The sequence below is a fragment of the Streptomyces sp. NPDC000404 genome, from assembly GCF_040300365.1.
GTDB classification, from domain to species: domain Bacteria; phylum Actinomycetota; class Actinomycetes; order Streptomycetales; family Streptomycetaceae; genus Streptomyces; species Streptomyces ramulosus.
Window position 1 is genome coordinate 171,587 of record NZ_JBEPDN010000003.1, and the last position, 21,937, is coordinate 193,523.

General features: G+C 69.9%; 27 protein-coding genes. 24 read left to right on the forward strand and 3 right to left on the reverse strand.

The window, feature by feature from the left end; genetic code table 11:
• The first annotated feature begins 180 nt into the window (after positions 1-180).
• From rpsH to truA, 17 genes are all read left to right on the forward strand, one after another.
• Positions 181-579, forward strand: coding sequence for a 30S ribosomal protein S8 (rpsH, locus tag ABT345_RS06660; protein WP_004571835.1), 399 nt, complete (start codon positions 181-183; stop codon positions 577-579).
• A gap of 22 nt (positions 580-601) precedes the next feature.
• Positions 602-1,141 (forward strand): 50S ribosomal protein L6, encoded by a 540-nt coding sequence (rplF, locus tag ABT345_RS06665; RefSeq protein ID WP_030283443.1) that lies wholly within the window; start codon positions 602-604, stop codon positions 1,139-1,141.
• Between the two features lie 3 nt (positions 1,142-1,144).
• Positions 1,145-1,528, forward strand: a complete 384-nt coding sequence (gene rplR / locus ABT345_RS06670) for a 50S ribosomal protein L18 (RefSeq protein ID WP_030283441.1) — start codon at positions 1,145-1,147, stop codon at positions 1,526-1,528.
• Positions 1,529-1,574: 46 nt separating this feature from the next.
• The gene (gene rpsE, locus ABT345_RS06675) at positions 1,575-2,177 is read left to right on the forward strand and encodes a 30S ribosomal protein S5 (protein WP_006604888.1); all 603 of its coding nucleotides are present in this window, start codon (positions 1,575-1,577) and stop codon (positions 2,175-2,177) included.
• On the forward strand, positions 2,177-2,356 hold the full coding sequence (gene rpmD, locus ABT345_RS06680; protein ID WP_030283440.1) for a 50S ribosomal protein L30: 180 nt from the start codon (positions 2,177-2,179) through the stop codon (positions 2,354-2,356). The genes rpsE and rpmD overlap by 1 nt, the downstream gene beginning before the upstream one ends.
• Before the next feature lies 1 nt (position 2,357).
• Positions 2,358-2,813: a 50S ribosomal protein L15 gene (rplO, locus tag ABT345_RS06685; protein WP_030283439.1), complete on the forward strand. Its 456-nt coding sequence runs from the start codon at positions 2,358-2,360 to the stop codon at positions 2,811-2,813.
• 227 nt (positions 2,814-3,040) lie between these two features.
• Entirely contained in the window at positions 3,041-4,354 is a 1,314-nt protein-coding gene (gene secY, locus ABT345_RS06690) for a preprotein translocase subunit SecY (protein ID WP_345088314.1), read from the forward strand.
• Positions 4,354-5,007 carry an adenylate kinase gene (locus tag ABT345_RS06695; RefSeq protein ID WP_345088312.1) on the forward strand — a complete coding sequence of 218 codons (654 nt, stop codon included), beginning with the start codon at positions 4,354-4,356 and terminating at the stop codon, positions 5,005-5,007. The genes secY and ABT345_RS06695 overlap by 1 nt, the downstream gene beginning before the upstream one ends.
• A 147-nt stretch (positions 5,008-5,154) precedes the next feature.
• Entirely contained in the window at positions 5,155-5,997 is an 843-nt protein-coding gene (gene map / locus ABT345_RS06700) for a type I methionyl aminopeptidase (RefSeq protein ID WP_345088310.1), read from the forward strand.
• Positions 5,998-6,208: 211 nt separating this feature from the next.
• Positions 6,209-6,430: a translation initiation factor IF-1 gene (gene infA / locus ABT345_RS06705; protein ID WP_003956442.1), complete on the forward strand. Its 222-nt coding sequence runs from the start codon at positions 6,209-6,211 to the stop codon at positions 6,428-6,430.
• A gap of 59 nt (positions 6,431-6,489) precedes the next feature.
• Positions 6,490-6,603 carry a 50S ribosomal protein L36 gene (rpmJ, locus tag ABT345_RS06710; RefSeq protein WP_003956441.1) on the forward strand — a complete coding sequence of 38 codons (114 nt, stop codon included), beginning with the start codon at positions 6,490-6,492 and terminating at the stop codon, positions 6,601-6,603.
• A 193-nt stretch (positions 6,604-6,796) separates the two neighbouring features.
• Complete coding sequence (gene rpsM, locus ABT345_RS06715) at positions 6,797-7,177, forward strand: 30S ribosomal protein S13 (RefSeq protein WP_030074809.1); 381 nt, start codon at positions 6,797-6,799, stop codon at positions 7,175-7,177.
• Positions 7,178-7,270: 93 nt separating this feature from the next.
• Positions 7,271-7,675, forward strand: coding sequence for a 30S ribosomal protein S11 (gene rpsK, locus ABT345_RS06720; protein WP_004571845.1), 405 nt, complete (start codon positions 7,271-7,273; stop codon positions 7,673-7,675).
• 27 nt (positions 7,676-7,702) lie between these two features.
• The gene (gene rpsD / locus ABT345_RS06725) at positions 7,703-8,329 is read left to right on the forward strand and encodes a 30S ribosomal protein S4 (protein WP_136741304.1); all 627 of its coding nucleotides are present in this window, start codon (positions 7,703-7,705) and stop codon (positions 8,327-8,329) included.
• Between the two features lie 108 nt (positions 8,330-8,437).
• Positions 8,438-9,460, forward strand: coding sequence for a DNA-directed RNA polymerase subunit alpha (locus ABT345_RS06730; RefSeq protein WP_345088303.1), 1,023 nt, complete (start codon positions 8,438-8,440; stop codon positions 9,458-9,460).
• Between the two features lie 178 nt (positions 9,461-9,638).
• Positions 9,639-10,121 (forward strand): 50S ribosomal protein L17, encoded by a 483-nt coding sequence (gene rplQ, locus ABT345_RS06735; RefSeq protein ID WP_345088301.1) that lies wholly within the window; start codon positions 9,639-9,641, stop codon positions 10,119-10,121.
• Positions 10,122-10,202: 81 nt separating this feature from the next.
• Positions 10,203-11,054: a tRNA pseudouridine(38-40) synthase TruA gene (gene truA / locus ABT345_RS06740; protein WP_345088299.1), complete on the forward strand. Its 852-nt coding sequence runs from the start codon at positions 10,203-10,205 to the stop codon at positions 11,052-11,054.
• Positions 11,055-11,118: 64 nt separating this feature from the next.
• On the opposite strand, the gene ABT345_RS06745 is transcribed toward truA, so the two are convergent.
• On the reverse strand, positions 11,119-11,955 hold the full coding sequence (locus tag ABT345_RS06745) for a hypothetical protein (RefSeq protein ID WP_345088297.1): 837 nt from the start codon (positions 11,953-11,955) through the stop codon (positions 11,119-11,121).
• Positions 11,956-12,051: 96 nt separating this feature from the next.
• Between ABT345_RS06745 and ABT345_RS06750 the strand changes: the two genes are divergently transcribed.
• The 4 genes from ABT345_RS06750 (at position 12,052) to glmM (ending at position 16,552) form a co-directional block, all read left to right on the forward strand.
• Positions 12,052-13,680, forward strand: a complete 1,629-nt coding sequence (locus ABT345_RS06750; protein ID WP_345088294.1) for an ABC-F family ATP-binding cassette domain-containing protein — start codon at positions 12,052-12,054, stop codon at positions 13,678-13,680.
• A gap of 339 nt (positions 13,681-14,019) precedes the next feature.
• Positions 14,020-14,463 (forward strand): 50S ribosomal protein L13, encoded by a 444-nt coding sequence (gene rplM, locus ABT345_RS06755; RefSeq protein WP_345088292.1) that lies wholly within the window; start codon positions 14,020-14,022, stop codon positions 14,461-14,463.
• 42 nt (positions 14,464-14,505) lie between these two features.
• Positions 14,506-15,018: a 30S ribosomal protein S9 gene (gene rpsI, locus ABT345_RS06760; RefSeq protein WP_345088290.1), complete on the forward strand. Its 513-nt coding sequence runs from the start codon at positions 14,506-14,508 to the stop codon at positions 15,016-15,018.
• Between the two features lie 160 nt (positions 15,019-15,178).
• Positions 15,179-16,552, forward strand: a complete 1,374-nt coding sequence (gene glmM / locus ABT345_RS06765) for a phosphoglucosamine mutase (protein WP_345088288.1) — start codon at positions 15,179-15,181, stop codon at positions 16,550-16,552.
• Positions 16,553-16,625: 73 nt separating this feature from the next.
• Here glmM and ABT345_RS06770 read toward each other — a convergent pair whose 3' ends face one another.
• Positions 16,626-17,624, reverse strand: a complete 999-nt coding sequence (locus ABT345_RS06770) for an esterase/lipase family protein (protein ID WP_345088286.1) — start codon at positions 17,622-17,624, stop codon at positions 16,626-16,628.
• A gap of 406 nt (positions 17,625-18,030) precedes the next feature.
• Complete coding sequence (gene coaA, locus ABT345_RS06775; RefSeq protein WP_345088284.1) at positions 18,031-19,020, reverse strand: type I pantothenate kinase; 990 nt, start codon at positions 19,018-19,020, stop codon at positions 18,031-18,033.
• Between the two features lie 183 nt (positions 19,021-19,203).
• Between coaA and ABT345_RS06780 the strand changes: the two genes are divergently transcribed.
• The 3 genes from ABT345_RS06780 to ABT345_RS06790 all read left to right on the forward strand — a co-directional run bounded on the left by ABT345_RS06780 (position 19,204) and on the right by ABT345_RS06790 (position 21,842).
• Entirely contained in the window at positions 19,204-19,467 is a 264-nt protein-coding gene (locus ABT345_RS06780) for a hypothetical protein (protein WP_345088282.1), read from the forward strand.
• 109 nt (positions 19,468-19,576) lie between these two features.
• Positions 19,577-21,424: a glutamine--fructose-6-phosphate transaminase (isomerizing) gene (gene glmS / locus ABT345_RS06785; protein ID WP_345088280.1), complete on the forward strand. Its 1,848-nt coding sequence runs from the start codon at positions 19,577-19,579 to the stop codon at positions 21,422-21,424.
• A 49-nt stretch (positions 21,425-21,473) separates the two neighbouring features.
• Complete coding sequence (locus ABT345_RS06790; RefSeq protein WP_345088278.1) at positions 21,474-21,842, forward strand: holo-ACP synthase; 369 nt, start codon at positions 21,474-21,476, stop codon at positions 21,840-21,842.
• Positions 21,843-21,937: the final 95 nt, after the last annotated feature.

Below are 21,937 nucleotides of genomic sequence, written 5' to 3' on the forward strand. Positions count from 1 at the left end.
CTTCGTCCCGTAGGGTAGAAGGGTTGGGCGCCCCGCCGCCCGAGACCGACCGCGGGCATCTCGCCCGCATAACGTCGCTTACTACGCCGTAGGTCCCCGTGCCGCACCCGTCCCGACTCTGATCGGGGAGAGGGATGGCACATATAGGAAACCCCGGCGAGAGAGGCCGAAGGCCAATTCATGACCATGACTGATCCCATCGCAGACATGCTGACCCGTCTGCGGAACGCGAACTCGGCGTACCACGACACCGTCGTGATGCCGCACAGCAAGATCAAGTCTCACATCGCGGAGATCCTCCAGCAGGAGGGCTACATCACCGGCTGGAAGGTTGAGGACGCCGAGGTCGGCAAGAACCTCATCCTCGAGCTGAAGTTCGGCCCGAACCGCGAGCGCTCGATCGCCGGCATCAAGCGCATCTCGAAGCCGGGCCTGCGGGTCTACGCAAAGTCCACCAACCTGCCGAAGGTCCTCGGCGGCCTGGGCGTGGCGATCATCTCCACGTCCCACGGTCTCCTGACCGGCCAGCAGGCCAGCAAGAAGGGCGTGGGTGGGGAAGTCCTCGCCTACGTCTGGTAATCAGGGAACGGAGGAAGAGCTAATGTCGCGCATTGGCAAGCTGCCCATCCAGGTTCCCGCTGGTGTGGACGTCACCATCGATGGCCGCACGGTCAACGTGAAGGGTCCCAAGGGCTCCCTTTCGCACACCGTCGCCGCGCCCATCGAGGTCGCCAAGGGTGAGGACGGCGTCATCAACGTCTCCCGCCCGAACGACGAGCGTCAGAACAAGGCCCTTCACGGCCTGTCCCGCACGCTGGTGGCGAACATGATCACCGGCGTGACCGCGGGCTACAGCAAGGCGCTCGAAATCAGCGGTGTCGGCTACCGCGTCCAGGCCAAGGGCTCCAACCTGGAGTTCTCCCTGGGCTACAGCCACCCGATCCTCGTCGAGGCGCCCGAAGGTATCTCCTTCAAGGTCGAGTCCCCGACGAAGCTCAGCGTCGAGGGCATCGACAAGCAGAAGGTCGGCGAGGTTGCGGCGAACATCCGCAAGCTGCGCAAGCCTGACCCGTACAAGGCCAAGGGCGTCAAGTACGCCGGCGAGGTCATCCGCCGCAAGGTCGGAAAGGCTGGTAAGTAAGCCATGGCATACGGTGTGAAGATCGCGAAGGGCAACGCCCGCAAGGGTGCCGCCCTCAAGCGGCGCCACATCCGCATCCGTAAGCGGATTTCGGGTACGCCGGAGCGTCCGCGTCTGGTCGTGACGCGCTCCAACCGCGGCATCACCGCCCAGGTCATCGACGACATCGCGGGCCACACGCTCGCGTCGGCGTCGCACCTGGACGCGTCGATCCGTGGCGGCGAGGGCAGCAAGGGCGACCAGGCCAAGCAGGTCGGTTCCCTGGTCGCCGAGCGCGCCAAGGCCGCCGGCGTCGAGGCCGTCGTGTTCGACCGCGGTGGCAACCAGTACGCCGGGCGCATTGCCGCTCTGGCGGACGCCGCCCGCGAAGCCGGGCTGAAGTTCTAAGCCCCGGTTCCGGAGCTAGCGGACGTAACAGAGAGAGGTAAATCCAATGGCTGGACCCCAGCGCCGCGGCAGCGGTGCCGGTGGCGGCGAGCGGCGGGACCGGAAGGGTCGCGACGGTGGCGCTGCCGCCGAGAAGACCGCATACGTTGAGCGCGTTGTCGCGATCAACCGTGTCGCCAAGGTTGTCAAGGGTGGTCGTCGTTTCAGCTTCACCGCGCTGGTCGTGGTGGGCGACGGTGACGGCACCGTAGGTGTCGGTTACGGCAAGGCCAAGGAAGTTCCGGCTGCCATCGCCAAGGGCGTGGAAGAGGCCAAGAAGAACTTCTTCAAGGTCCCCCGTATCCAGGGCACCATCCCGCACCCCATCCAGGGCGAGAAGGCTGCAGGCGTCGTCCTGCTCAAGCCGGCTTCCCCCGGTACCGGTGTGATCGCCGGTGGCCCGGTGCGCGCCGTCCTGGAGTGCGCGGGCATCCACGACGTCCTGAGCAAGTCGCTCGGTTCGTCGAACCCGATCAACATCGTGCACGCCACGGTGACCGCGCTTCAGGGCCTGCAGCGCCCCGAGGAGATCGCGGCCCGTCGTGGCCTGCCGCTGGAGGACGTTGCTCCCGCAGCCCTGCTGCGTGCGCGTGCCGGGGTGACTGCGTAATGCGCATCAAGATCACCCAGACCAAGTCCTACATCGGTAGCAAGCAGAACCACCGCGACACGCTCCGTACGCTCGGCCTCAAGCGGCTGAACGACAGCGTCGTCCGGGAGGCCCGTCCCGAGGTCGTCGGCATGGTGCACACCGTCCGTCACCTCGTGACGGTTGAGGAGGTCGACTGACATGGCGGAGCAGAACCCGCTGAAGGTCCACAACCTCCGTCCTGCCCCGGGTGCCAAGACCGCCAAGACCCGTGTCGGTCGTGGTGAGGCGTCCAAGGGTAAGACCGCTGGTCGTGGTACCAAGGGCACCAAGGCCCGTTACCAGGTTCCGGAGCGCTTCGAGGGTGGGCAGATGCCCCTCCACATGCGCCTCCCGAAGCTGAAGGGCTTCAAGAACCCCGCCCACAAGCAGTTCCAGGTCGTGAACCTGGAGAAGCTGGCCGCGCTCTACCCGCAGGGTGGCGAGGTCACGGTGGCCGACCTGGTCGCCAAGGGCGCGGTGCGCAAGAACGAGCTCGTCAAGGTCCTGGGCCAGGGCGAGATCTCCGTGGCGCTGCAGGTGACGGTGGACTCCGTCTCCGGCTCCGCCAAGGAGAAGATTGCCGCTGCCGGCGGCACCGTCACCGAACTCCTCTGAGTTCGTTGGTTCAACTGACCGGGGATGCCCATCGTTTGGGGCATCCCCGGTTGGTCGTTCCACGGGGGTACGGTCGCCGGTAAGGTGGCCTGCCGGTGCAACTTTTACGGGGGAAGCACCGGACCCCCGCCGCACGGCCCGCCGTGCGGCGTTTATAGGCCGCTTTTATTCGTCGATCCTCAAGACCGTCACCTCTCGCCCGTCCGGCGGGGGGCGCAGGAGGCACCGTGCTCACCGCGTTCGCCCGAGCGTTCAAGACGCCCGACCTGCGCAAAAAGCTGCTGTTCACGTTGGGCATCGTGGTGCTCTACCGGATCGGTGCCCATGTCCCGATCCCCGGGGTGAACTACGCGAACGTCGTGACCTGCATGAAGCAGGCCGGCGGCAACAGCGGATTGTTCGCCCTGGTGAACATGTTCAGCGGTGGTGCGCTGCTGCAGATCACGATCTTCGCGCTGGGGATCATGCCGTACATCACGGCGAGCATCATCCTCCAGCTGCTGACCGTGGTCATTCCCCGGCTGGAGGCCCTCAAGAAGGAGGGGCAGACCGGCCAGGCGAAGATCACCCAGTACACCCGCTATCTGACCGTCGCGCTGGCGATCCTGCAGGGCACCGGCCTGGTGGCCACGGCCCGCAGCGGCGCCCTCTTCAACGGCTGCCCGGTCGCCAGCGAGATCGTGCCGAGCGACTCGATCTTCACCACCATCACCATGGTCATCACGATGACCGCGGGTACCGCGGTGGTCATGTGGCTCGGTGAGCTGGTCACCGACCGTGGCATCGGCAACGGCATGTCGATCCTGATGTTCATCTCGATCGCCGCCGGCTTCCCGGGCGCGCTCTGGCAGATCAAGACCACGGGCAAGCTCGCCGACGGCTGGATCGAGTTCTTCGCGGTGATCGCCGTCGGCCTCGCGATGGTGGCCCTGGTGGTCTTCGTCGAGCAGGCGCAGCGCCGGATTCCGGTGCAGTACGCGAAGCGCATGATCGGGCGCCGTTCCTATGGCGGTACGTCCACGTACATCCCGCTCAAGGTGAACCAGGCGGGTGTGATTCCCGTCATCTTCGCGTCGTCGTTGCTCTACATTCCGGCCCTGATCGCGCAGTTCAGCGGCTCGGACGCGGAGTGGGCCCGGTGGATTTCCACGAACTTCACCAAGGGAAACCACCCGGTTTACATCGTTACGTACTTCTTGTTGATCGTGTTCTTCGCCTTCTTCTACGTGGCGATCTCCTTCAACCCCGAAGAAGTTGCCGACAACATGAAGAAGTATGGTGGCTTCATCCCGGGTATCCGGGCTGGTCGCCCGACGGCCGAGTACCTCAGCTACGTGCTCAACCGGATCACGTGGCCGGGCTCGCTGTACCTGGGGCTGATCGCACTCGTACCAACAGTGGCGTTGGTGCTGTTCAACGCGAACCAGAACTTCCCGTTCGGCGGGACGAGCATCCTGATCATCGTGGGTGTGGGTCTGGAGACCGTGAAGCAGATCGAGAGCCAGCTTCAGCAGCGCAACTACGAAGGGTTCCTCCGCTGATGCGAATCGTCCTCGTCGGACCCCCGGGAGCCGGTAAGGGTACGCAGGCCGCGTACCTCGCCCGGAACCTTGAGATCCCGCACATCTCCACGGGTGACCTGTTCCGCGCCAACATCAGCCAGGGCACGCCCCTCGGCGTCGAGGCCAAGTCCTACATGGACGCCGGCAACCTCGTCCCGGACTCGGTCACCATCCGGATGGCCGAGGACCGCATGGAGCAGGCCGACGCGGCCGGGGGCTTCCTGCTGGACGGGTTCCCGCGCAACCTCGGCCAGGCCGAGGCGCTCGATGCGTACCTCAAGGGCAAGGGCATCGCGCTGGACGCGGTGCTCGACCTGGAGGTCCCCGAGGACGAGGTCGTCAAGCGGATCGCCGGCCGCCGGATCTGCCGGAAGAACTCCGCGCACGTCTTCCACGCCGAGTACAGCAAGCCGAAGACCGAGGGCGTCTGCGACGTCTGCGGCGGCGAGCTCTACCAGCGCGACGACGACCACGAGGACACGGTGCGTAAGCGCCTGGAGGTCTACCACTCGGAGACCGAGCCGATCATCGACTACTACAAGGCGCAGGAACTCGTCGTGACGATTCCCGCCCTCGGCAAGGTCGAAGAGGTCACGCAGCGGGCGATGTCCGCGCTCGGACGCGGCGAGTAACCTCCGCGTACGCTTCGATACGGCCGCGGTGCCCTGCCCAGGGCGCCGCGGCCGTATCGTATGGAGGGGCGGGCGCGCCCGCGCGGCGGTCGGCCGTGCGAATGACGCGGTTGTCGGCACAGTCGGTTCAGGAAGGCGTTACCCGCCATGGTGGAGATCAAGACCCCTCAGCAGATCGCGAAGATGCGCGAGGCGGGGCTGGTGGTCGCCGCCATCCATGCCGCGACCCGTGAGGCGGCGGTGCCGGGCGCGACCACCCGCGATCTGGACGAGGTGGCCCGCAAGGTCCTCGCCGAGCACGGCGCGAAGTCGAACTTCCTCGGGTACGGCGGCTTCCCCGCGACGATCTGCACGTCGGTGAACGACGTCGTCGTCCACGGCATCCCGGACGACGAAACGGTTCTCGCCGACGGCGACATCATCTCCATCGACTGCGGCGCGATCATCGACGGCTGGCACGGCGACGCCGCGTACACCGCGTTCGTCGGCTCCGGGCACTCCGCCGAGCTGGTCGAGCTGAGCCGGGTGACCGAGGAGTCCATGTGGGCCGGGATCGCCGCGGTCGCCAAGGGCAACCGGCTGATCGACATCTCCAAGGCGATCGAGGGCTACATCCGGCGGCAGCCGCGCCCGGCGTGCGGGAAGTACGGCATCGTCGAGGAGTACGGCGGCCACGGCATCGGCTCGCAGATGCACATGGACCCGCACCTGCTGAACTACGTCGACCGCAAGCGCGGCCGCGGCCCGAAGCTGGTGCCCGGCTTCTGCATCGCGATCGAGCCGATGGTCAACCTCGGCACGCACAAGACGCACGTCCTGGACGACGACTGGACGGTCAAGACGAACGACGGCGGCTGGTCCTCGCACTGGGAGCACTCGGTGGCGCTGACCGAGGAAGGTCCGCTGGTGCTGACCGCGGTCGACGGCGGCAAGGCCAAGCTGGCCGAGCTGGGTGTCACGGCGGCGCCGGACCCGCTCGCCGGCGCCTGACGGCGGGCTCCGCGTGGGGTCCGTGCGAAGGAAGTGCGACGGCCCGCGGGCCGGTGGCGTAAGGATCTCCCCGGGTGGGCAATAATCGTGGATTCGTCTTTTCGGGGGCGCTGACGTAGACTGACGCGTCGGCTCTCGTGCATCCGCCTGCCCTTGGCGTGGTGGCTCTCGCGGGAGAGCCGATCAAGGTAGCCGATTCGAAAGGCGAAGCGTGGCCAAGAAGCAAGGTGCCATCGAGATCGAGGGCACCGTGATCGAGTCTCTGCCGAACGCGATGTTCAAGGTGGAGCTCCAGAACGGTCACAAGGTCCTCGCGCACATCAGCGGCAAGATGCGGATGCACTACATCCGTATCCTCCCGGATGACCGGGTCGTGGTGGAGCTCTCTCCGTACGACCTGACGCGTGGCCGGATCGTCTACCGCTACAAGTAGATCTTGTCGACGCCCCGCTCCGCCGGGGTGACGGCACTGACCCGGAGAACCTCACACCCATGAAGGTCAAGCCGAGCGTCAAGAAGATCTGCGACAAGTGCAAGGTGATCCGCCGCCACGGCCGGGTCATGGTCATCTGCGACAACCTGCGCCACAAGCAGCGCCAGGGCTGACGCACGCCGACCACCTGCATTTCGCAGTTCGCGCGACGCACGTAATTCGTACATACGCAGACACCCGACCCCCGCGTCTTTCGCGTGGGACGAAACCCCCGGCTCGGAGGCCGGGGCCCGGCTCGTAATTCAGCTGAGTCTTACGGGAACGGTGCTGCGGAAGACCTCCGAATAGCCATCAGGAGCCACATCAATGGCACGCCTCGCAGGCGTTGATCTCCCGCGCGAAAAGCGCGTCGAGGTCGCCCTCACCTATGTCTTCGGCATTGGGCGCACGCTGTCGCAGCAGACCCTCGCCGCCACCGGCGTGAACCCCAACACCCGGGTTCGCGACCTGGCCGAGGAAGACCTGATCAAGATCCGCGAGTACGTGGACAACAACCTCAAGACCGAGGGTGACCTCCGTCGCGAGATCCAGGCCGACATCCGCCGCAAGGTCGAGATCGGCTGCTACCAGGGTCTGCGTCACCGCCGCGGCCTTCCGGTCCACGGCCAGCGCACCAGCACGAACGCCCGTACCCGCAAGGGCCCGCGTCGCGCGATCGCCGGCAAGAAGAAGCCGGGCAAGAAGTAGTCCTCAGCAGGACGCACTGCGGTTCCGTTTTCCCGGGCCGCGGAAGTCAGCGGTCTTCGCTGTAGGACCGACCACCTCCATTAGGAGAATTTCATGCCTCCGAAGGGCCGTACGGCCGGCGCCAAGAAGGTGCGCCGCAAGGAGAAGAAGAACGTCGCCCACGGGCACGCTCACATCAAGAGCACGTTCAACAACACGATCGTTTCGATCACCGACCCGACCGGCAACGTGATTTCCTGGGCCTCGGCCGGTCACGTGGGCTTCAAGGGTTCGCGTAAGTCGACTCCGTTCGCCGCGCAGATGGCTGCCGAGTCGGCCGCCCGTCGCGCGCAGGAGCACGGCATGCGCAAGGTCGACGTGTTCGTCAAGGGCCCCGGCTCCGGCCGTGAGACCGCGATCCGCTCCCTCCAGGCCACCGGCCTCGAGGTGGGTTCGATCCAGGACGTCACCCCGACCCCGCACAACGGCTGCCGCCCTCCCAAGCGCCGCCGCGTCTGACCCACTGAAGTAGGAGACAACTAGACAATGGCGCGTTACACCGGGGCCGACTGCAAGCGTTGCCGTCGGGAGAAGCAGAAGCTCTTCCTCAAGGGGAGCAAGTGCGAGAGCGCGAAGTGCCCGATCGAGATCCGTCCTTACCCCCCGGGTGAGCACGGTCGCGGGCGCACCAAGGACAGCGAGTACCTGCTCCAGCTTCGTGAGAAGCAGAAGTGCAGCCGTATCTACGGTGTCCTTGAGAAGCAGTTCGTGAACTACTACAAGGAAGCGAACCAGAAGACCGGCAAGACCGGTGAGAACCTTCTGCGCATCCTTGAGACCCGCCTCGACAACGTGGTCTACCGGGCCGGCTTCGCCAAGTCCCGCGACCACGCCCGTCAGCTGGTGCGTCACGGACACATCAACGTGAACGGCCGCAAGACCGACATCCCGTCGGCGCGCGTCTCCGTGAACGACATCATCGAGGTCCGCGAGGGCTCCCGGAACCTGACCCCCTTCGAGGTGGCCAAGGCCGAGGCCGGCGAGAAGACCGTTCCGGCGTGGCTGGAAGCGATCCCGTCGAACCTCCGGATCCTCGTGCACAGCCTGCCCGAGCGCCAGGTGATCGACACCCAGGTGCAGGAGCAGCTGATCGTTGAGCTCTACTCCAAGTAAGTAGGGCGCAGGGCTCGGGCGGCACAGGTTCTTCGGAACCGCGTGCCGCCCGTACCCTTGTCAGCAGAGGGCGTCAAATAGCGGGCGCCCACGACTGAAGGAACACACATGCTTATCGCTCAGCGTCCGTCGCTGACCGAAGAGGTCGTCGACGAGTACCGCTCCCGGTTCGTGATCGAGCCCCTGGAGCCGGGCTTCGGTTACACCCTCGGCAACTCCCTCCGCCGTACGCTCCTCTCCTCGATTCCGGGTGCGGCGGTCACGTCGATCCGCATCGACGGTGTCCTGCACGAGTTCACCACCGTGCCGGGCGTCAAGGAGGACGTCACCGACCTCATCCTCAACATCAAGCAGCTGGTCGTCTCCTCGGAGCACGACGAGCCGGTCGTGATGTACCTGCGCAAGCAGGGCCCGGGCCTGGTCACCGCCGCCGACATCGCGCCCCCGGCCGGTGTCGAGGTCCACAACCCGGACCTGGTCCTGGCGACCCTGAACGCCAAGGGCAAGCTGGAGATGGAGCTGACCGTCGAGCGCGGTCGCGGCTATGTCTCCGCCGTGCAGAACAAGCAGGTCGGCCAGGAGATCGGCCGGATTCCGGTCGACTCGATCTACTCGCCGGTCCTCAAGGTCACCTACAAGGTCGAGGCGACCCGTGTCGAGCAGCGGACCGACTTCGACAAGCTGATCGTCGACGTCGAGACCAAGCAGGCCATGCGCCCGCGCGACGCCATGGCGTCGGCCGGTAAGACCCTGGTCGAGCTGTTCGGTCTCGCCCGCGAGCTGAACATCGACGCCGAGGGCATCGACATGGGCCCGTCCCCGACGGACGCCGCCCTCGCCGCCGACCTGGCGCTGCCGATCGAGGAGCTGGAGCTCACCGTTCGGTCGTACAACTGCCTCAAGCGTGAGGGCATCCACTCGGTGGGCGAGCTGGTGGCCCGCTCCGAGGCGGACCTGCTCGACATCCGCAACTTCGGTGCGAAGTCGATCGACGAGGTCAAGGCCAAGCTCGCGGGCATGGGCCTGGCGCTCAAGGACTCGCCCCCCGGGTTCGACCCGACCGCCGCCGCCGACGCCTTCGGCGCGGACGACGACGCGGACCAGGGCTTCGTGGAGACCGAGCAGTACTGAGCCCGGTGCTCGCTGCTGGATCTTGGGTACGGGGCGCTGCGCTTGATCGCGTAGTTCCCCGCGCCCCTTCCGGGCGCGTCCCTCGCGGGGCGCGCCCGGATCTCCGACAGACGACCGTCTGCTCGGATACTGACCTCGGTACCTGATACGGCCGGGGCAGACACCTAGGAGAAACACCATGCCGAAGCCCACCAAGGGTGCCCGTCTGGGCGGTAGCGCGGCGCACGAGCGTCTCATGCTGCGCAACCTGGCCACCGCGCTCTTCGAGCACGGCCGCATCACGACGACCGAGGCCAAGGCCCGCCGTCTGCGCCCGTACGCCGAGCGTCTCGTGACCAAGGCGAAGAAGGGTGACCTGCACAACCGTCGTCAGGTCATGCAGCTGATCTCGGACAAGAGCATCGTGCACACGCTGTTCACCGAGATCGCCCCGCGGTTCGAGAACCGCCCGGGTGGTTACACCCGCATCACCAAGATCGGTGCGCGCCGTGGCGACAACGCCCCCATGGCCGTCATCGAGCTGGTGGAGGCGCTGACCGTGGCCCAGCAGGCCACCGGTGAGGCCGAGGCCGCCACCAAGCGTGCGGTCAAGGAAGACGCGCTGAAGAAGGACGCCGCCGAGGCGACCGAGGCGCCGGCCGAGGAGTCCAAGGACGCCTGAGGCCGCTGAGTCCCGCGGGCGGGCCCGTTCCCTTCGGGGAGCGGGCCCGTTCCGTTTGCCGTGCTCTGAGAGGATCGACGGGTGAGCGATGAGGTGGAGCCCGGGTTCGTCCGGGTGCGGCTGGATCTTTCGTACGACGGCGCGGAGTTCTCCGGCTGGGCGAAGCAGCGCGAGCGGCGCACCGTCCAGGGCGAGCTGGAGGCGGCGCTGCGGACGGTGACCCGTTCCGGCGAGACGTACGAGCTGACGGTGGCCGGGCGGACGGATGCCGGGGTGCACGCGCGCGGGCAGGTGGCGCATGTGGATCTGCCCGAGGAGCTGTGGGCCGAGCACGGCGACCGGCTGCTGCGGCGGCTGGCCGGGCGGCTGCCGAAGGACGTCCGGGTGTGGCGGGTGGCCGAGGCGCCGTACGGCTTCAACGCGCGGTTCTCGGCGATCTGGCGGCGGTACGCGTACCGGGTCACCGATCACCCCGGGGGAGTGGACCCGCTGCTGCGCGGCCATGTGCTGTGGCACGACTGGGCGCTCGACGTGGACGCGATGAACGCGGCGTCGCGGGCGCTGCTGGGCGAGCACGACTTCGCGGCGTACTGCAAGCGGCGCGAGGGGGCGACGACGATCCGTACGCTCCAGGAGCTGAGCTGGGTGCGGGACGCGGACGGGATCGTCACGGCGACGGTGCGGGCGGACGCGTTCTGCCACAACATGGTGCGCTCGCTGGTCGGCGCGCTGCTGTTCGTCGGGGACGGGCACCGGCCGGTCGACTGGCCGGGGAAGGTGCTGGCCGCGGGCGTGCGGGACTCCGCGGTGCACGTGGTGCGGCCGCACGGCCTGACGCTGGAGGAGGTCGGCTATCCGGCCGACGACCGGCTGATGGCGCGGAATCTGGAGGCGCGCAACCGGCGGACGCTGCCGGGGGCGGGGTGCTGCTGAGGCGCCCGGCCGGATCGGGCGGACGGGCCGGGCGGCTGCTGCCCGGCCCTCCGTCTTTGTGCCGTCAGCCCTGCTGCTGGGCCTGGGCGGCCTTCGCGGCCTGGTCCTTGCCGCGCTGGATGATGCGGGCGAAGGCGTAGGACTCGCCGTCGCGGCCGATCTGGAGGGCGGGGGCGGACTTCTCGGTGACGCGCCTGCCGTCGAGGTATCCGGCGATGGTGAAGTACGCGTAGCGGCCGGTGGCGTTGGCGGTCATCCGGCAGGCGGTGCCGCGGCAGAACGCCTCGCCGACGTGGCCGCCGGCGAGCGGGGCGAGGTTGCCGGAGGCCTTCGCCTTGACGCGTTCGGCGGCGTCGGCGGAGTCCAGGGCGGCGATGCCGATGGTGACGGCGACGCCGCCCTTGGCGTAGGTGGCGCGCAGCAGCGCCTCGCAGCCGTTGTGCTTCAGCAGGGAGCCGAGCGCGCCCTGCGTACCGGCGGTGCAGTCCTTCGTCGCGGACTGCGCGGTGCGCGGGTAGGTGTGCTCGCCGATGACCATGGCCTTGTCGGGGAAGAGGGTGGCCGTGGTCAGCGGGGCGCGGTCCTTCGTGCGGTCGGTGATGTAGTCCCGCGGGTTGGGCGGCGGGGGGACCGAGACGTCGGAGAAGGACGGGTGCGGTTCGGGGGCGGTGGAGCCGGAGGCGGCGATGTCCTTGGGCGGCTTGTTGTCGGAGCCGCCGCTGAGGACCATGGCGGTCGCGACGATGCCCGCGACGGCGAGGGCGGCCAGCGCGCCGCCGCCGATCATCAGCCAGCGCTTGCGCCGGGCGCCCGCCTCGCTCCGCTCGGCGAGTGCCTCCCAGTCCGGGGTGGAACCGGATCCCCCTGGGCCGTCGAACGGCCCCCCATGCCCAAAGCTCATGCCGCGCATCCTAACGACCCGGACCGTGCCCGCGGCCACGGCTGCCGCCCGTAATCCGGTTGGGGAATGCGGGGCCGGGCGGCGACAATCCGGTCCATGGGACATGTGGAGGCCGGGCATCTGGAGTACTACCTGCCGGACGGGAGGGTGCTGCTCGGGGACGTCTCGTTCCGGGTCGGTGAGGGCTCGTCGGTGGCGCTGGTGGGGGCCAACGGCGCGGGCAAGACGACGCTGCTGCGGCTGCTCGCCGGGGAGCTGACGCCGCACGGCGGATCGGTCACGGTCGGTGGCGGCCTCGGCGTGATGCCGCAGTTCGTGGGGTCGGTGCGGGACGAGCGGACCGTGCGTGACCTGCTGGTCTCCGTCGCGTCGCCGCGGCTGCGGACGGCCGCGCGGGCGGTGGACGCGGCCGAGGAGGCCGTGATGACGGTCGACGACGAGGCCGCGCAGATGGCGTACGCGCAGGCGCTCAGCGACTGGGCGGAGGCGCGCGGCTACGAGGCCGAGACGGTCTGGGACATGTGCACCACCGCCGCGCTGGGGATGCCGTACGAGAAGGCGCAGTGGCGGCTGGTGCGGACGCTCTCCGGCGGTGAGCAGAAGCGGCTGGTGCTGGAGTCGCTGCTGCGCGGCACCGACGAGGTGCTGCTGCTGGACGAGCCGGACAACTATCTGGACGTGCCGGGCAAGCGGTGGCTGGAGGAGCAGCTGCGGCAGACGAAGAAGACGGTGCTCTTCGTCAGCCACGACCGGGAGCTGCTGGCGCGCGCCGCCGACAAGATCGTCAGCGTGGAGCCGGGGCCCGCCGGGTCGGACGTCTGGGTGCACGGCGGCGGCTTCGCGACGTACCACGCGGCGCGCAAGGAGCGGTTCGCGCGCTTCGAGGAGCTGCGGCGGCGCTGGGACGAGAAGCACGAGCAGCTGAAGAAGCTGGTGCGGAACCTGCGGCAGGCGGCGGAGAACAGCCACGACATGGCCTCGCGCTACCACGCGGCGCAGACCCGGCTGCGGAAGTTCGAGGAGGCCGGGCCGCCGCCGGAGCCGCCGCGGGAGCAGGAGATCACCATGCGGCTGCGCGGCGGCCGCACCGGCGTGCGGGCCGTGACCTGCACGGATCTGGAGCTGACGGGGCTGATGAAGCCGTTCTCGCTGGAGGTCTTCTACGGCGAGCGGGTCGCGGTGCTGGGCTCGAACGGCTCCGGCAAGTCGCACTTCCTGCGGCTGCTGGCCCAGGACGCGGAGCGGCCGGTCGAACACTCCGGGCAGGTCAAGCTGGGCGCCCGGGTGGAGCCCGGGTACTTCGCGCAGACCCACGCCCACCCGGAGCTGACCGGCCGCACGCTGCTCGACATCCTCTGGACGGAGCACGCCAAGGACCGCGGCGCCGCGATGAGCGCGCTGCGCCGCTACGAGCTGGAGCGCCAGGCGGAGCAGCGGTTCGAGCGGCTGTCGGGCGGGCAGCAGGCGCGGCTGCAGATCCTGCTCCTGGAGCTGGCGGGCGCGACGGCGCTGCTGCTGGACGAGCCGACCGACAACCTCGACCTGGAGAGCGCCGAGGCGCTGCAGGAGGGCCTGGAGGCGTACAGCGGGACGGTGCTGGCGGTGACGCACGACCGCTGGTTCGCCCGCGCCTTCGACCGCTTCCTGGTCTTCGGCGCGGACGGCGTGGTCCGGGAGACGACGGAGCCGGTGTGGGACGAGGGCCGGGTGGCGCGGGAGCGGTGAGGGGGGGCCGGCGGACGCCCGGCGGGTCCGGGCCCGTGCCCGTAGGGGTGCCGGTCCGGGGCTCCCGGAGTCGTCCACCGGTTCGAGCCGCGTTTTGACCCGGCCGGGGGCGGGCCGGTATTCTGCCAGTTCGTTATGCGTATTGGCTTGCTCTATCTCACGTGAGGGGCCCTTACGCCGGCCACCGGGCCGATGAACCGGCGGCGGACGATCGGGTTGCGTCACCCGTAGCGCCGCACTGCCGGTCCGATCGACCGAGGTGCCAGTACAGGACCCCGTCTCCTGAGCCTCTCCGGAGGCACGGGCGACCCCATCACTGAAGAAGCGAAGGCTACGACCGTGCGTACGTTCAGCCCCAAGCCCGGCGATGTCCAGCGCCAGTGGCACGTCATTGACGCGCAGGACGTTGTCCTGGGCCGTCTGGCCTCTCAGGCCGCGTCCCTTCTGAGGGGCAAGCACAAGCCGGTGTACGCGCCGCACGTTGACATGGGTGACTTCGTCATCATCGTCAACGCCGACAAGGTGCACCTGTCCGGCAACAAGCGCAGCCAGAAGCTGGCCTACCGCCACTCCGGTTTCCCCGGTGGTCTGCGCTCCGTCCGGTACGACGAGCTGCTCGACAAGAACCCCGAGAAGGCCGTCGAGAAGGCCATCAAGGGCATGCTCCCCAAGAACACCCTCGGCCGTCAGATGCTCTCGAAGCTGAAGGTCTACGCGGGCGCCGAGCACCCGCACGCTGCTCAGCAGCCGGTCCCGTTCGAGATCACCCAGGTCGCGCAGTAAGTCCGGCCACCCCCTAAGACGACAGAGAATCTGAGGAGCATCGTGGCTGAGACCACCCCCGAGACCCCGCTGGACGAGGTCGAGGTCGAGCAGTACACCAGCGAGACCGAGGTTCCGCTGGAGGGCGAGTACACCTCCGAGTCCCTCGCCTCCCGCTTCGGCGACCCGCAGCCGGCTGCGGGCCTGGGCCGTCGCAAGAACGCCATCGCCCGCGTCCGGATCGTTCCGGGCACCGGTCAGTGGAAGATCAACGGTCGCACCCTTGAGGGCTACTTCCCCAACAAGGTGCACCAGCAGGAAGTCAACGAGCCCTTCAAGGTGCTCGAGCTCGACAACCGCTACGACGTGGTCGCCCGCATCTCCGGCGGCGGCATCTCCGGCCAGGCCGGTGCGCTGCGTCTGGGCGTCGCCCGTGCGCTGAACGAGGCGGACGTCGAGAACAACCGCGGCACCCTGAAGAAGGCCGGGTTCCTCAAGCGTGACGACCGTGCGGTCGAGCGCAAGAAGGCCGGTCTCAAGAAGGCCCGCAAGGCGCCGCAGTACAGCAAGCGCTAATCGCGCGCTGCGCTCGCAGCACTTTCCCGTACGCCCCGGTGGCACTCTCCGTGCAGCCGGGGCGTTCGGCTATCCGGGACCGGTGCGTTATTCGGGCGTCCGGGGGGCGTATACCTGGACGCAACGCTCTGGTTCAAGCTCATCTATGCGGAGGACACCAGTGGGACGACTCTTCGGGACGGACGGGGTGCGCGGTGTCGCCAATGCGGATCTGACGGCGGAGCTGGCGCTCGGTCTGTCGGTCGCTGCGGCGCACGTACTCGCAGAGGAGGAGTCGGGCAGCGGTCGCCCACTGGAGGGGCGCAGGCCGGTGGCCGTCGTCGGGCGGGACCCGCGGGCCTCGGGTGAGTTCCTGGAGGCGGCGGTCGTCGCCGGGCTGGCGAGCGCCGGGGTGGACGTGCTGCGGGTGGGCGTGCTGCCGACGCCGGCGGTGGCGTATCTGACCGGTTCGCTCGGCGCGGATCTCGGCGTGATGCTCTCCGCGAGCCACAACCCGATGCCCGACAACGGCATCAAGTTCTTCGCCCGCGGCGGCCACAAGCTCGCCGACGAGCTGGAGGACCGCATCGAGCGGACGTACCGGGCGCACGCCTCCGGTGAGCCGTGGGAGCGGCCGACCGGCGCCGGGGTGGGCCGGGTCACCGTCTACGACGAGGGCTTCGACAACTACGTCGCGCACCTCGTCGGCGTGCTGCCCAACCGCCTCGACGGCCTGAAGATCGTCATCGACGGGGCGCACGGCGCGGCGGCGCGGGTCTCGCCGGAGGCGTTCGCGCGCGCCGGTGCGGACGTCGTCACCATCGGTGCGGACCCGGACGGCCTCAACATCAACGACGGCTGCGGCTCGACGCATCTGGGGCTGCTGCGCGCCGCGGTCGTCGAGCACGGCGCCGATCTGGGTGTGGCGCACGACGGCGACGCGGACCGCTGCCTGGCCGTGGACCGCGCGGGCAACGAGATCGACGGCGACCAGATCCTCGCCGTCCTCGCGCTCGGGATGCGCGAGGCGGGGACGCTGCGGAAGAACACCGTCGTCGCCACCGTCATGTCCAACCTCGGCTTCAAGCTGGCGATGGAGCGGGCCGGGATCGACATGGTGGCGACCGCGGTCGGCGACCGGTACGTCCTGGAGGAGATGAAGGGCCAGGGCTTCGCGCTCGGCGGTGAGCAGTCCGGGCACGTCATCGTGCTGGACCACGCGACCACCGGCGACGGCACGCTCACCGGTCTGATGCTGGCCGCGCGGGTCGCCGCGACGGGCCGGGGCCTGGACGAGCTGGCCGCCGTGATGGAGCGGCTGCCGCAGGTGCTGATCAACGTCCCCGACGTCGACAAGTCGAAGGTCAAGACCTCCCCGGCGCTGACCGCGGCGGTCGCCGAGGCGGAGCAGGAGCTGGGCGGGACCGGCCGGGTGCTGCTGCGGCCGTCCGGTACGGAGCCGCTGGTCCGGGTGATGGTCGAGGCGGCCGACATCGAGCAGGCGCGGGCGGTCGCGGAGCGGCTGGCCGATGCGGTGAAGTCGGCGCTGGGCTGAGCCCGCCCCCCACGCATGCCGTGCCCCCGGTCGCTCGCTGCGGTCGGGGGCACGGGCGTTTCGCGGGCCGGTGTCAGAGGGCCGGGCCGTAGTCGCGGCACTCCGGGGTGAAGTGCGGGTCCTGCGGGCCGAGGGCGTTGACGACGTTCTGGAGGGTGGGGCCGTCGAGGAAGAGGCCGGCGTGGCCGGTGGCGTCGTCGGGGCACTGGTCCTGGAGCGTGATGTTGGTGACGCCGGGTCCGTGCAGGAAGCCGTTGGTGTACGGCGTGATGACCGTGTCCTTGCGGGTGGCGATGACGACGTAGCGGACGCCGGGCACGGTGTCGCCGTCCTTCCACAGCTCCTTCTGGAAGTCGGAGCCGGCCTCCTGCTGCTTGAGGCCGGTGAGCCCGGTGGCGTCGAGGATGTCGTTGGTGAAGCCGAGGGCGTTCATCTGCTTGCCGAGGGTGAGCAGGCCGCTCAGCGTGGTGCCGTGGTTGCTGGGGGCGATGCCGACGAGGGTGCGGACCTTCGCGGCGCCGCCCAGCCGCTTGAGGTAGAAGTTCGGCATCATGCCGCCCTGGGAGTGGCCGACGATGTCGGCCTTCCGCGCGCCGGTGGCGGCGAGCACCTTGTCGACGAAGGCGCCGAGCTGCTTCGCGGAGTCGCCGATGTCGGTGAGGCCGCCGACCCGGCCCGCCGACAGGTGGTTCATGCCGTAGTTGAACGCGTAGACGCAGTAGCCCTGGTTGGCGAGGGTGGGGGCGAGGGCGACCCAGTTGGCGCCGGCGTTGGCGAGGGTGCCGTGGGCGAGGACGACCGGGTAGGGGTGGGCCGCGGTCGGTTTGCAGTTCCAGTCGTTGGCGCCGGCGACGGCGCCCGGGCTGAAGAGGAAGTTGTGGACGGCGGTGGAGAGGTCGCCGATGGGCAGGGCGGCGGTCCTCGCGGGGGCCTGCGGCGCCGGGGCGGGCGTGGCGCGGGCGGGGGCGGCGAGGGTGAGCGCGGCCGCGGCGAGGGCGAGCGCGGCGGCGGCCGCGGCCAGGCGCGCGGGGCGGCGGCGGGCGGTCCGGTGGCGGGAGGGTGCACGGGTCATGGGGGCTCCTGGTGAGAGGCTGACCGGCTCCGGCGGACCGGAGCGACCGGCGGACTGTCAACGAGGGGGAGCGCTCAAGGGCATGCGACGGCCGCCGGACGGCGTAGCCGCGGTGCGGGTACGGAGCCGGGGCGCCGTCGGGTTCACGTCGTGCGGGGCCACGGCCCGGAAAGATCCGTGCACGGACCGTGTTACCTGACGGTAGGGCGGGTACGGCGTCGGCGACAAGGCGTGGGACGCGGTCAATTGACGGGCGCGGGGCGGGAGTTGAGCGGCCGGGCGAGGGCTCTCCGGCTGGTGGGGCGTCCGTGTGCGGAGTGCCGGGGATCGTCCGGGGGCGTCCCGTCAGGGTGGCGGCTCGCCGCGGTGGACCGCCGGCGGGGCGGGGCCGTCCGGAGGCGCCCGGTCAGAGCTTCCGCAGCGACAGCCGCTGGACCTTGTGGTCGGGGCCCTTGCGCAGCACGAGGTTGGCGCGGCCGCGGGTGGGGGCGACGTTCTGCTCCAGGTTGGGCCTGTTGATGGTCCGCCACATCTTCCGGGCGTACTCCAGCGCCTCCTCCTCGGAGACCTGGGTGTACTTGCGGAAGTACGAGGACGGGTCCTGGAACGCGGTCCGGCGCAGCTTGCGGAAGCGGCCGAGGTACCACTTCTCGATGTCCTCGGTCCGCGCGTCGACGTAGACGGAGAAGTCGAAGAAGTCGGCGAGACCGAGGCGGGTGCGGCCGTCCTTGCCGGGCAGCGCGGGCTGGAGGACGTTCAGGCCCTCCACGATGAGGATGTCCGGGCGGTGCACGGTGAGCCGCTCGCCCGGGACGATGTCGTAGATCAGATGCGAGTAGACGGGCGCGGTGACCTCGGCGCGGCCGGACTTCACATCGGCGACGAAGCGGGTCAGCGCCCGCCGGTCGAAGGACTCGGGGAAGCCCTTACGGGACATCAGCCCGCGGCGGTGCAGCTCGGCGTTGGGGTGGAGGAAGCCGTCGGTGGTGACCAGCTCCACGCGCGGGTGCTCGGGCCAGCGCGCCAGCAGCGCCTGGAGCAGCCGCGCGGTGGTCGACTTGCCGACCGCGACGCTGCCCGCCACGCCTATGACGAACGGGGTGCCCGGCTGCGCGCCGTGGCCGCCGCCGGCGTCGCCGAGGAAGGTGTTGAGCGCGCCGCGCAGATTGCTGGTGGCGCCGACGTAGAGGTTGAGCAGCCGGGAGAGCGGGAGGTAGACGTCGCGGACCTCGTCGAGGTCGATGACGTCCCCCAGACCGCGTAGCCGCTCGACCTCTTCGGCGGTGAGCGGCAACGGGGTCTTCTCCCGCAGCGCGCTCCACTCCGTACGCGTCAGATCGACGTACGGGGAGCGCTCGGCGCGGCGTCGTTGCTGCGGATCGGTCGTCGGGGCCACGGGTTCATTGTGCGCGGGCGGGCCGGGGCGGCGACCTCCGGGTCGCCCGGGGCGCCCGCAGGGGGCGCGCGGAAGAGGGCGCGCGCGGTGGGAACGGTTGGCCGCCGCTCGCCGTCTTCGAGCGTGGACCGGGTTGCCCGGAACGGTGCAGGGCCCGGAGCGGGCCGAGGAGGGGTGGTCGGGATGGGTGGACGGCAGGGCAGGGGAGTGCTGCGGCGGCGCCGGGGCGCGACGGCGGTGGCGGACCGGGAGCGGTTCGCCGCCCATGTCCACGCCGAGCTGGCCGAGGAGCTGCCCGACGTGGATCTGGACCTGCTGGACCTGGACGAGGACCTCGCCGGGTTCCTGGAGCGGTACGAGTCCCCGGCGTGCACGGACACGGAGGCCGAGGAGGAGTTCCTGGACACGGTCCGGCAGGCGGCGGAGCGGTCGGAGCGGGGGTACTGAGCGCCGGATGAGGCCGGGGCGCGTGCGGCGGGGACCCGTCGGCGCGCCCGGTGCGGCCGGGCGGCTGCCGGGCGCGGGGGCGCGCGGGACCGGCGCGTACGCTGCCCCCATGTGCGGAATCGTGGGTTATGTGGGCGGACAGAGCGCCCTGGACGTCGTGCTTGCCGGACTGCGCCGACTGGAGTACCGCGGGTACGACTCGGCGGGTGTCGCGGTGCTGGCCGACGGCGGGCTGGCCTCGGCGAAGAAGGCCGGCAAGCTCGCCAATCTGGAGAAGGAGCTGGCGGCGCGGCCGCTGCCGGCCGGGACGACCGGCATCGGGCACACCCGGTGGGCCACCCACGGCGGGCCCACGGACGCCAACGCCCATCCCCATCTGGACAACGCCGGGCGGGTCTCGGTCGTCCACAACGGCATCATCGAGAACTTCGCCGCGCTCCGCGCCGAACTGACCGACCGCGGCCACGAGCTGACGTCCGAGACGGACACCGAGGCCGTCGCCCATCTGCTGGCCGAGGCGTACTCGTCCTGCGGCGACCTGGCCGAGGCGATGCGTCAGGTGTGCCGCCGGCTGGAGGGCGCGTTCACCCTCGTCGCGGTGCACGCGGACGCGCCGGACGTGGTCGTCGGCGCGCGCCGCAACTCCCCGCTGGTGGTCGGCGTCGGCGAGGACGAGGCGTTCCTCGCGTCCGATGTGGCGGCGTTCATCGCGCACACCCGCGAGGCGATCGAGCTGGGCCAGGACCAGGTCGTGGAGGTGCGCCGGGACGGGGTGACCGTCACCGACTTCGACGGGGCGGCGGCGCAGGTGCGCGCGTACCACGTCGACTGGGACGCCTCCGCCGCCGAGAAGGACGGCTACGACTACTTCATGCTCAAGGAGATCGCCGAGCAGCCCAAGGCGGTCGCCGACACCCTGCTGGGCCGGGTCGACGCGTCCGGTGTGCTGTCGCTGGACGAGGTGCGCATCCCGCCGGAGGTGCTGCGCGAGGTCGACAAGGTCGTCATCGTCGCCTGCGGCACGGCGTACCACGCGGGCATGATCGCCAAGTACGCGATCGAGCACTGGACGCGGATCCCCTGCGAGACCGAGCTGGCCAGCGAGTTCCGCTACCGCGACCCGATCATGGACCCGCGCACGCTGGTCATCGCGATCAGCCAGTCCGGCGAGACGATGGACACGCTGATGGCGCTGCGGCACGCCCGTGAGCAGGGCGCCAAGGTCCTCGCCATCTGCAACACCAACGGCTCGACCATCCCGCGCGAGTCGGACGCGGTGCTCTACACGCACGCCGGTCCCGAGGTCGCGGTCGCCTCGACCAAGGCGTTCTTGACCCAGCTGGTCGCCTGCTACCTGGTGGCGCTCTACCTCGGCCAGGTCCGCGGCACGAAGTGGGGCGACGAGATCCAGGGCGTGGTCCGTGAGCTGGCCGCGATCGGGACGCAGGTCGAGCAGGTGCTCGGCACGATGGAGCCGGTGCGGGAGCTGGCGCGGAGCCTGGCCGACAAGAACACCGTGCTGTTCCTGGGGCGGCACGTCGGCTACCCGGTGGCGCTGGAGGGCGCGCTCAAGCTCAAGGAGCTGGCGTACATGCACGCCGAGGGCTTCGCGGCGGGCGAGCTGAAGCACGGTCCGATCGCGCTGATCGAGCAGGACGTGCCGGTCGTGGTGGTCGTGCCGTCGCCGCGCGGCCGCTCCGTGCTGCACGACAAGATCGTCTCCAACATCCAGGAGATCCGGGCCCGCGGCGCCCGCACCATCGTCATCGCGGAGGAGGGCGACGAGGCGGTGGTGCCCTACGCCGACCACCTCGTGCGGATCCCGCGGACCCCGGTGCTGCTCCAGCCGCTGGTCTCGGCCGTCCCGCTCCAGGTCTTCGCCTGCGAGCTGGCGACCGCCCGCGGCAACGAGGTCGACCAGCCGCGCAACCTCGCCAAGTCGGTGACGGTGGAGTGAGCAGCCGTCAGCGATGCCGTCCGGCGCGCCGTCGGGACGGGGTGCGCCGGTGATCATCGGGGTGGGGATCGACGTCGCCGAGATCGACCGGTTCGGGGCCGCGCTGGAGCGCACGCCGGAGCTGGCGCGGCGGCTGTTCATCGACGCGGAGCTGGTGCTGCCGAGCGGGGAGCGGCGCGGCACCGCCTCGCTGGCGGTCCGTTTCGCTGCGAAGGAGGCGGTCGCCAAGGCGCTCGGTGCGCCCGGCGGGCTGCACTGGACGGACGCCGAGGTGTACGTGGAGGCGAGCGGCCAGCCCCGGCTGCGGGTCCGCGGCACCGTCGCCGCCCGCGCCGCCGAACTGGGCGTCCGCGCCTGGCACGTCTCGCTCAGCCATGACGCGGGCGTGGCGTCGGCGGTGGTGGTGGCGGAGGGCTGAGGCCCAGGGCCCGGGGCGCGTCCCCCGGGCCCCGGCCCCACCCCGTCCGCTCCGCCGCCCGTGCCGCCGCGCCGCCCCGGTGTGAGACTGACCCC

Excerpts from the sequence above, each read along its gene's own strand:
- rpsK (WP_004571845.1), top strand. The coding sequence starts at position 7,271 with ATGCCTCCGAAGGGCCGTACGGCCGGCGCCAAGAAGGTGCGCCGCAAG.
- rplO (WP_030283439.1), top strand. The coding sequence starts at position 2,358 with ATGGCGGAGCAGAACCCGCTGAAGGTCCACAACCTCCGTCCTGCCCCG.
- ABT345_RS06695 (WP_345088312.1), top strand. The coding sequence starts at position 4,354 with ATGCGAATCGTCCTCGTCGGACCCCCGGGAGCCGGTAAGGGTACGCAG.
- rpmD (WP_030283440.1), top strand. The coding sequence starts at position 2,177 with ATGCGCATCAAGATCACCCAGACCAAGTCCTACATCGGTAGCAAGCAG.
- ABT345_RS06730 (WP_345088303.1), top strand. The coding sequence starts at position 8,438 with ATGCTTATCGCTCAGCGTCCGTCGCTGACCGAAGAGGTCGTCGACGAG.
- ABT345_RS06770 (WP_345088286.1), bottom strand. The coding sequence starts at position 17,624 with ATGACCCGTGCACCCTCCCGCCACCGGACCGCCCGCCGCCGCCCCGCG.
- rpsH (WP_004571835.1), top strand. The coding sequence starts at position 181 with ATGACCATGACTGATCCCATCGCAGACATGCTGACCCGTCTGCGGAAC.
- ABT345_RS06745 (WP_345088297.1), bottom strand. The coding sequence starts at position 11,955 with ATGAGCTTTGGGCATGGGGGGCCGTTCGACGGCCCAGGGGGATCCGGT.
- glmS (WP_345088280.1), top strand. The coding sequence starts at position 19,577 with ATGTGCGGAATCGTGGGTTATGTGGGCGGACAGAGCGCCCTGGACGTC.
- rplQ (WP_345088301.1), top strand. The coding sequence starts at position 9,639 with ATGCCGAAGCCCACCAAGGGTGCCCGTCTGGGCGGTAGCGCGGCGCAC.
- rplF (WP_030283443.1), top strand. The coding sequence starts at position 602 with ATGTCGCGCATTGGCAAGCTGCCCATCCAGGTTCCCGCTGGTGTGGAC.
- rpsE (WP_006604888.1), top strand. The coding sequence starts at position 1,575 with ATGGCTGGACCCCAGCGCCGCGGCAGCGGTGCCGGTGGCGGCGAGCGG.
- ABT345_RS06750 (WP_345088294.1), top strand. The coding sequence starts at position 12,052 with ATGGGACATGTGGAGGCCGGGCATCTGGAGTACTACCTGCCGGACGGG.
- rplR (WP_030283441.1), top strand. The coding sequence starts at position 1,145 with ATGGCATACGGTGTGAAGATCGCGAAGGGCAACGCCCGCAAGGGTGCC.
- rpmJ (WP_003956441.1), top strand. The coding sequence starts at position 6,490 with ATGAAGGTCAAGCCGAGCGTCAAGAAGATCTGCGACAAGTGCAAGGTG.
- map (WP_345088310.1), top strand. The coding sequence starts at position 5,155 with ATGGTGGAGATCAAGACCCCTCAGCAGATCGCGAAGATGCGCGAGGCG.
- ABT345_RS06780 (WP_345088282.1), top strand. The coding sequence starts at position 19,204 with ATGGGTGGACGGCAGGGCAGGGGAGTGCTGCGGCGGCGCCGGGGCGCG.
- rpsM (WP_030074809.1), top strand. The coding sequence starts at position 6,797 with ATGGCACGCCTCGCAGGCGTTGATCTCCCGCGCGAAAAGCGCGTCGAG.
- rpsD (WP_136741304.1), top strand. The coding sequence starts at position 7,703 with ATGGCGCGTTACACCGGGGCCGACTGCAAGCGTTGCCGTCGGGAGAAG.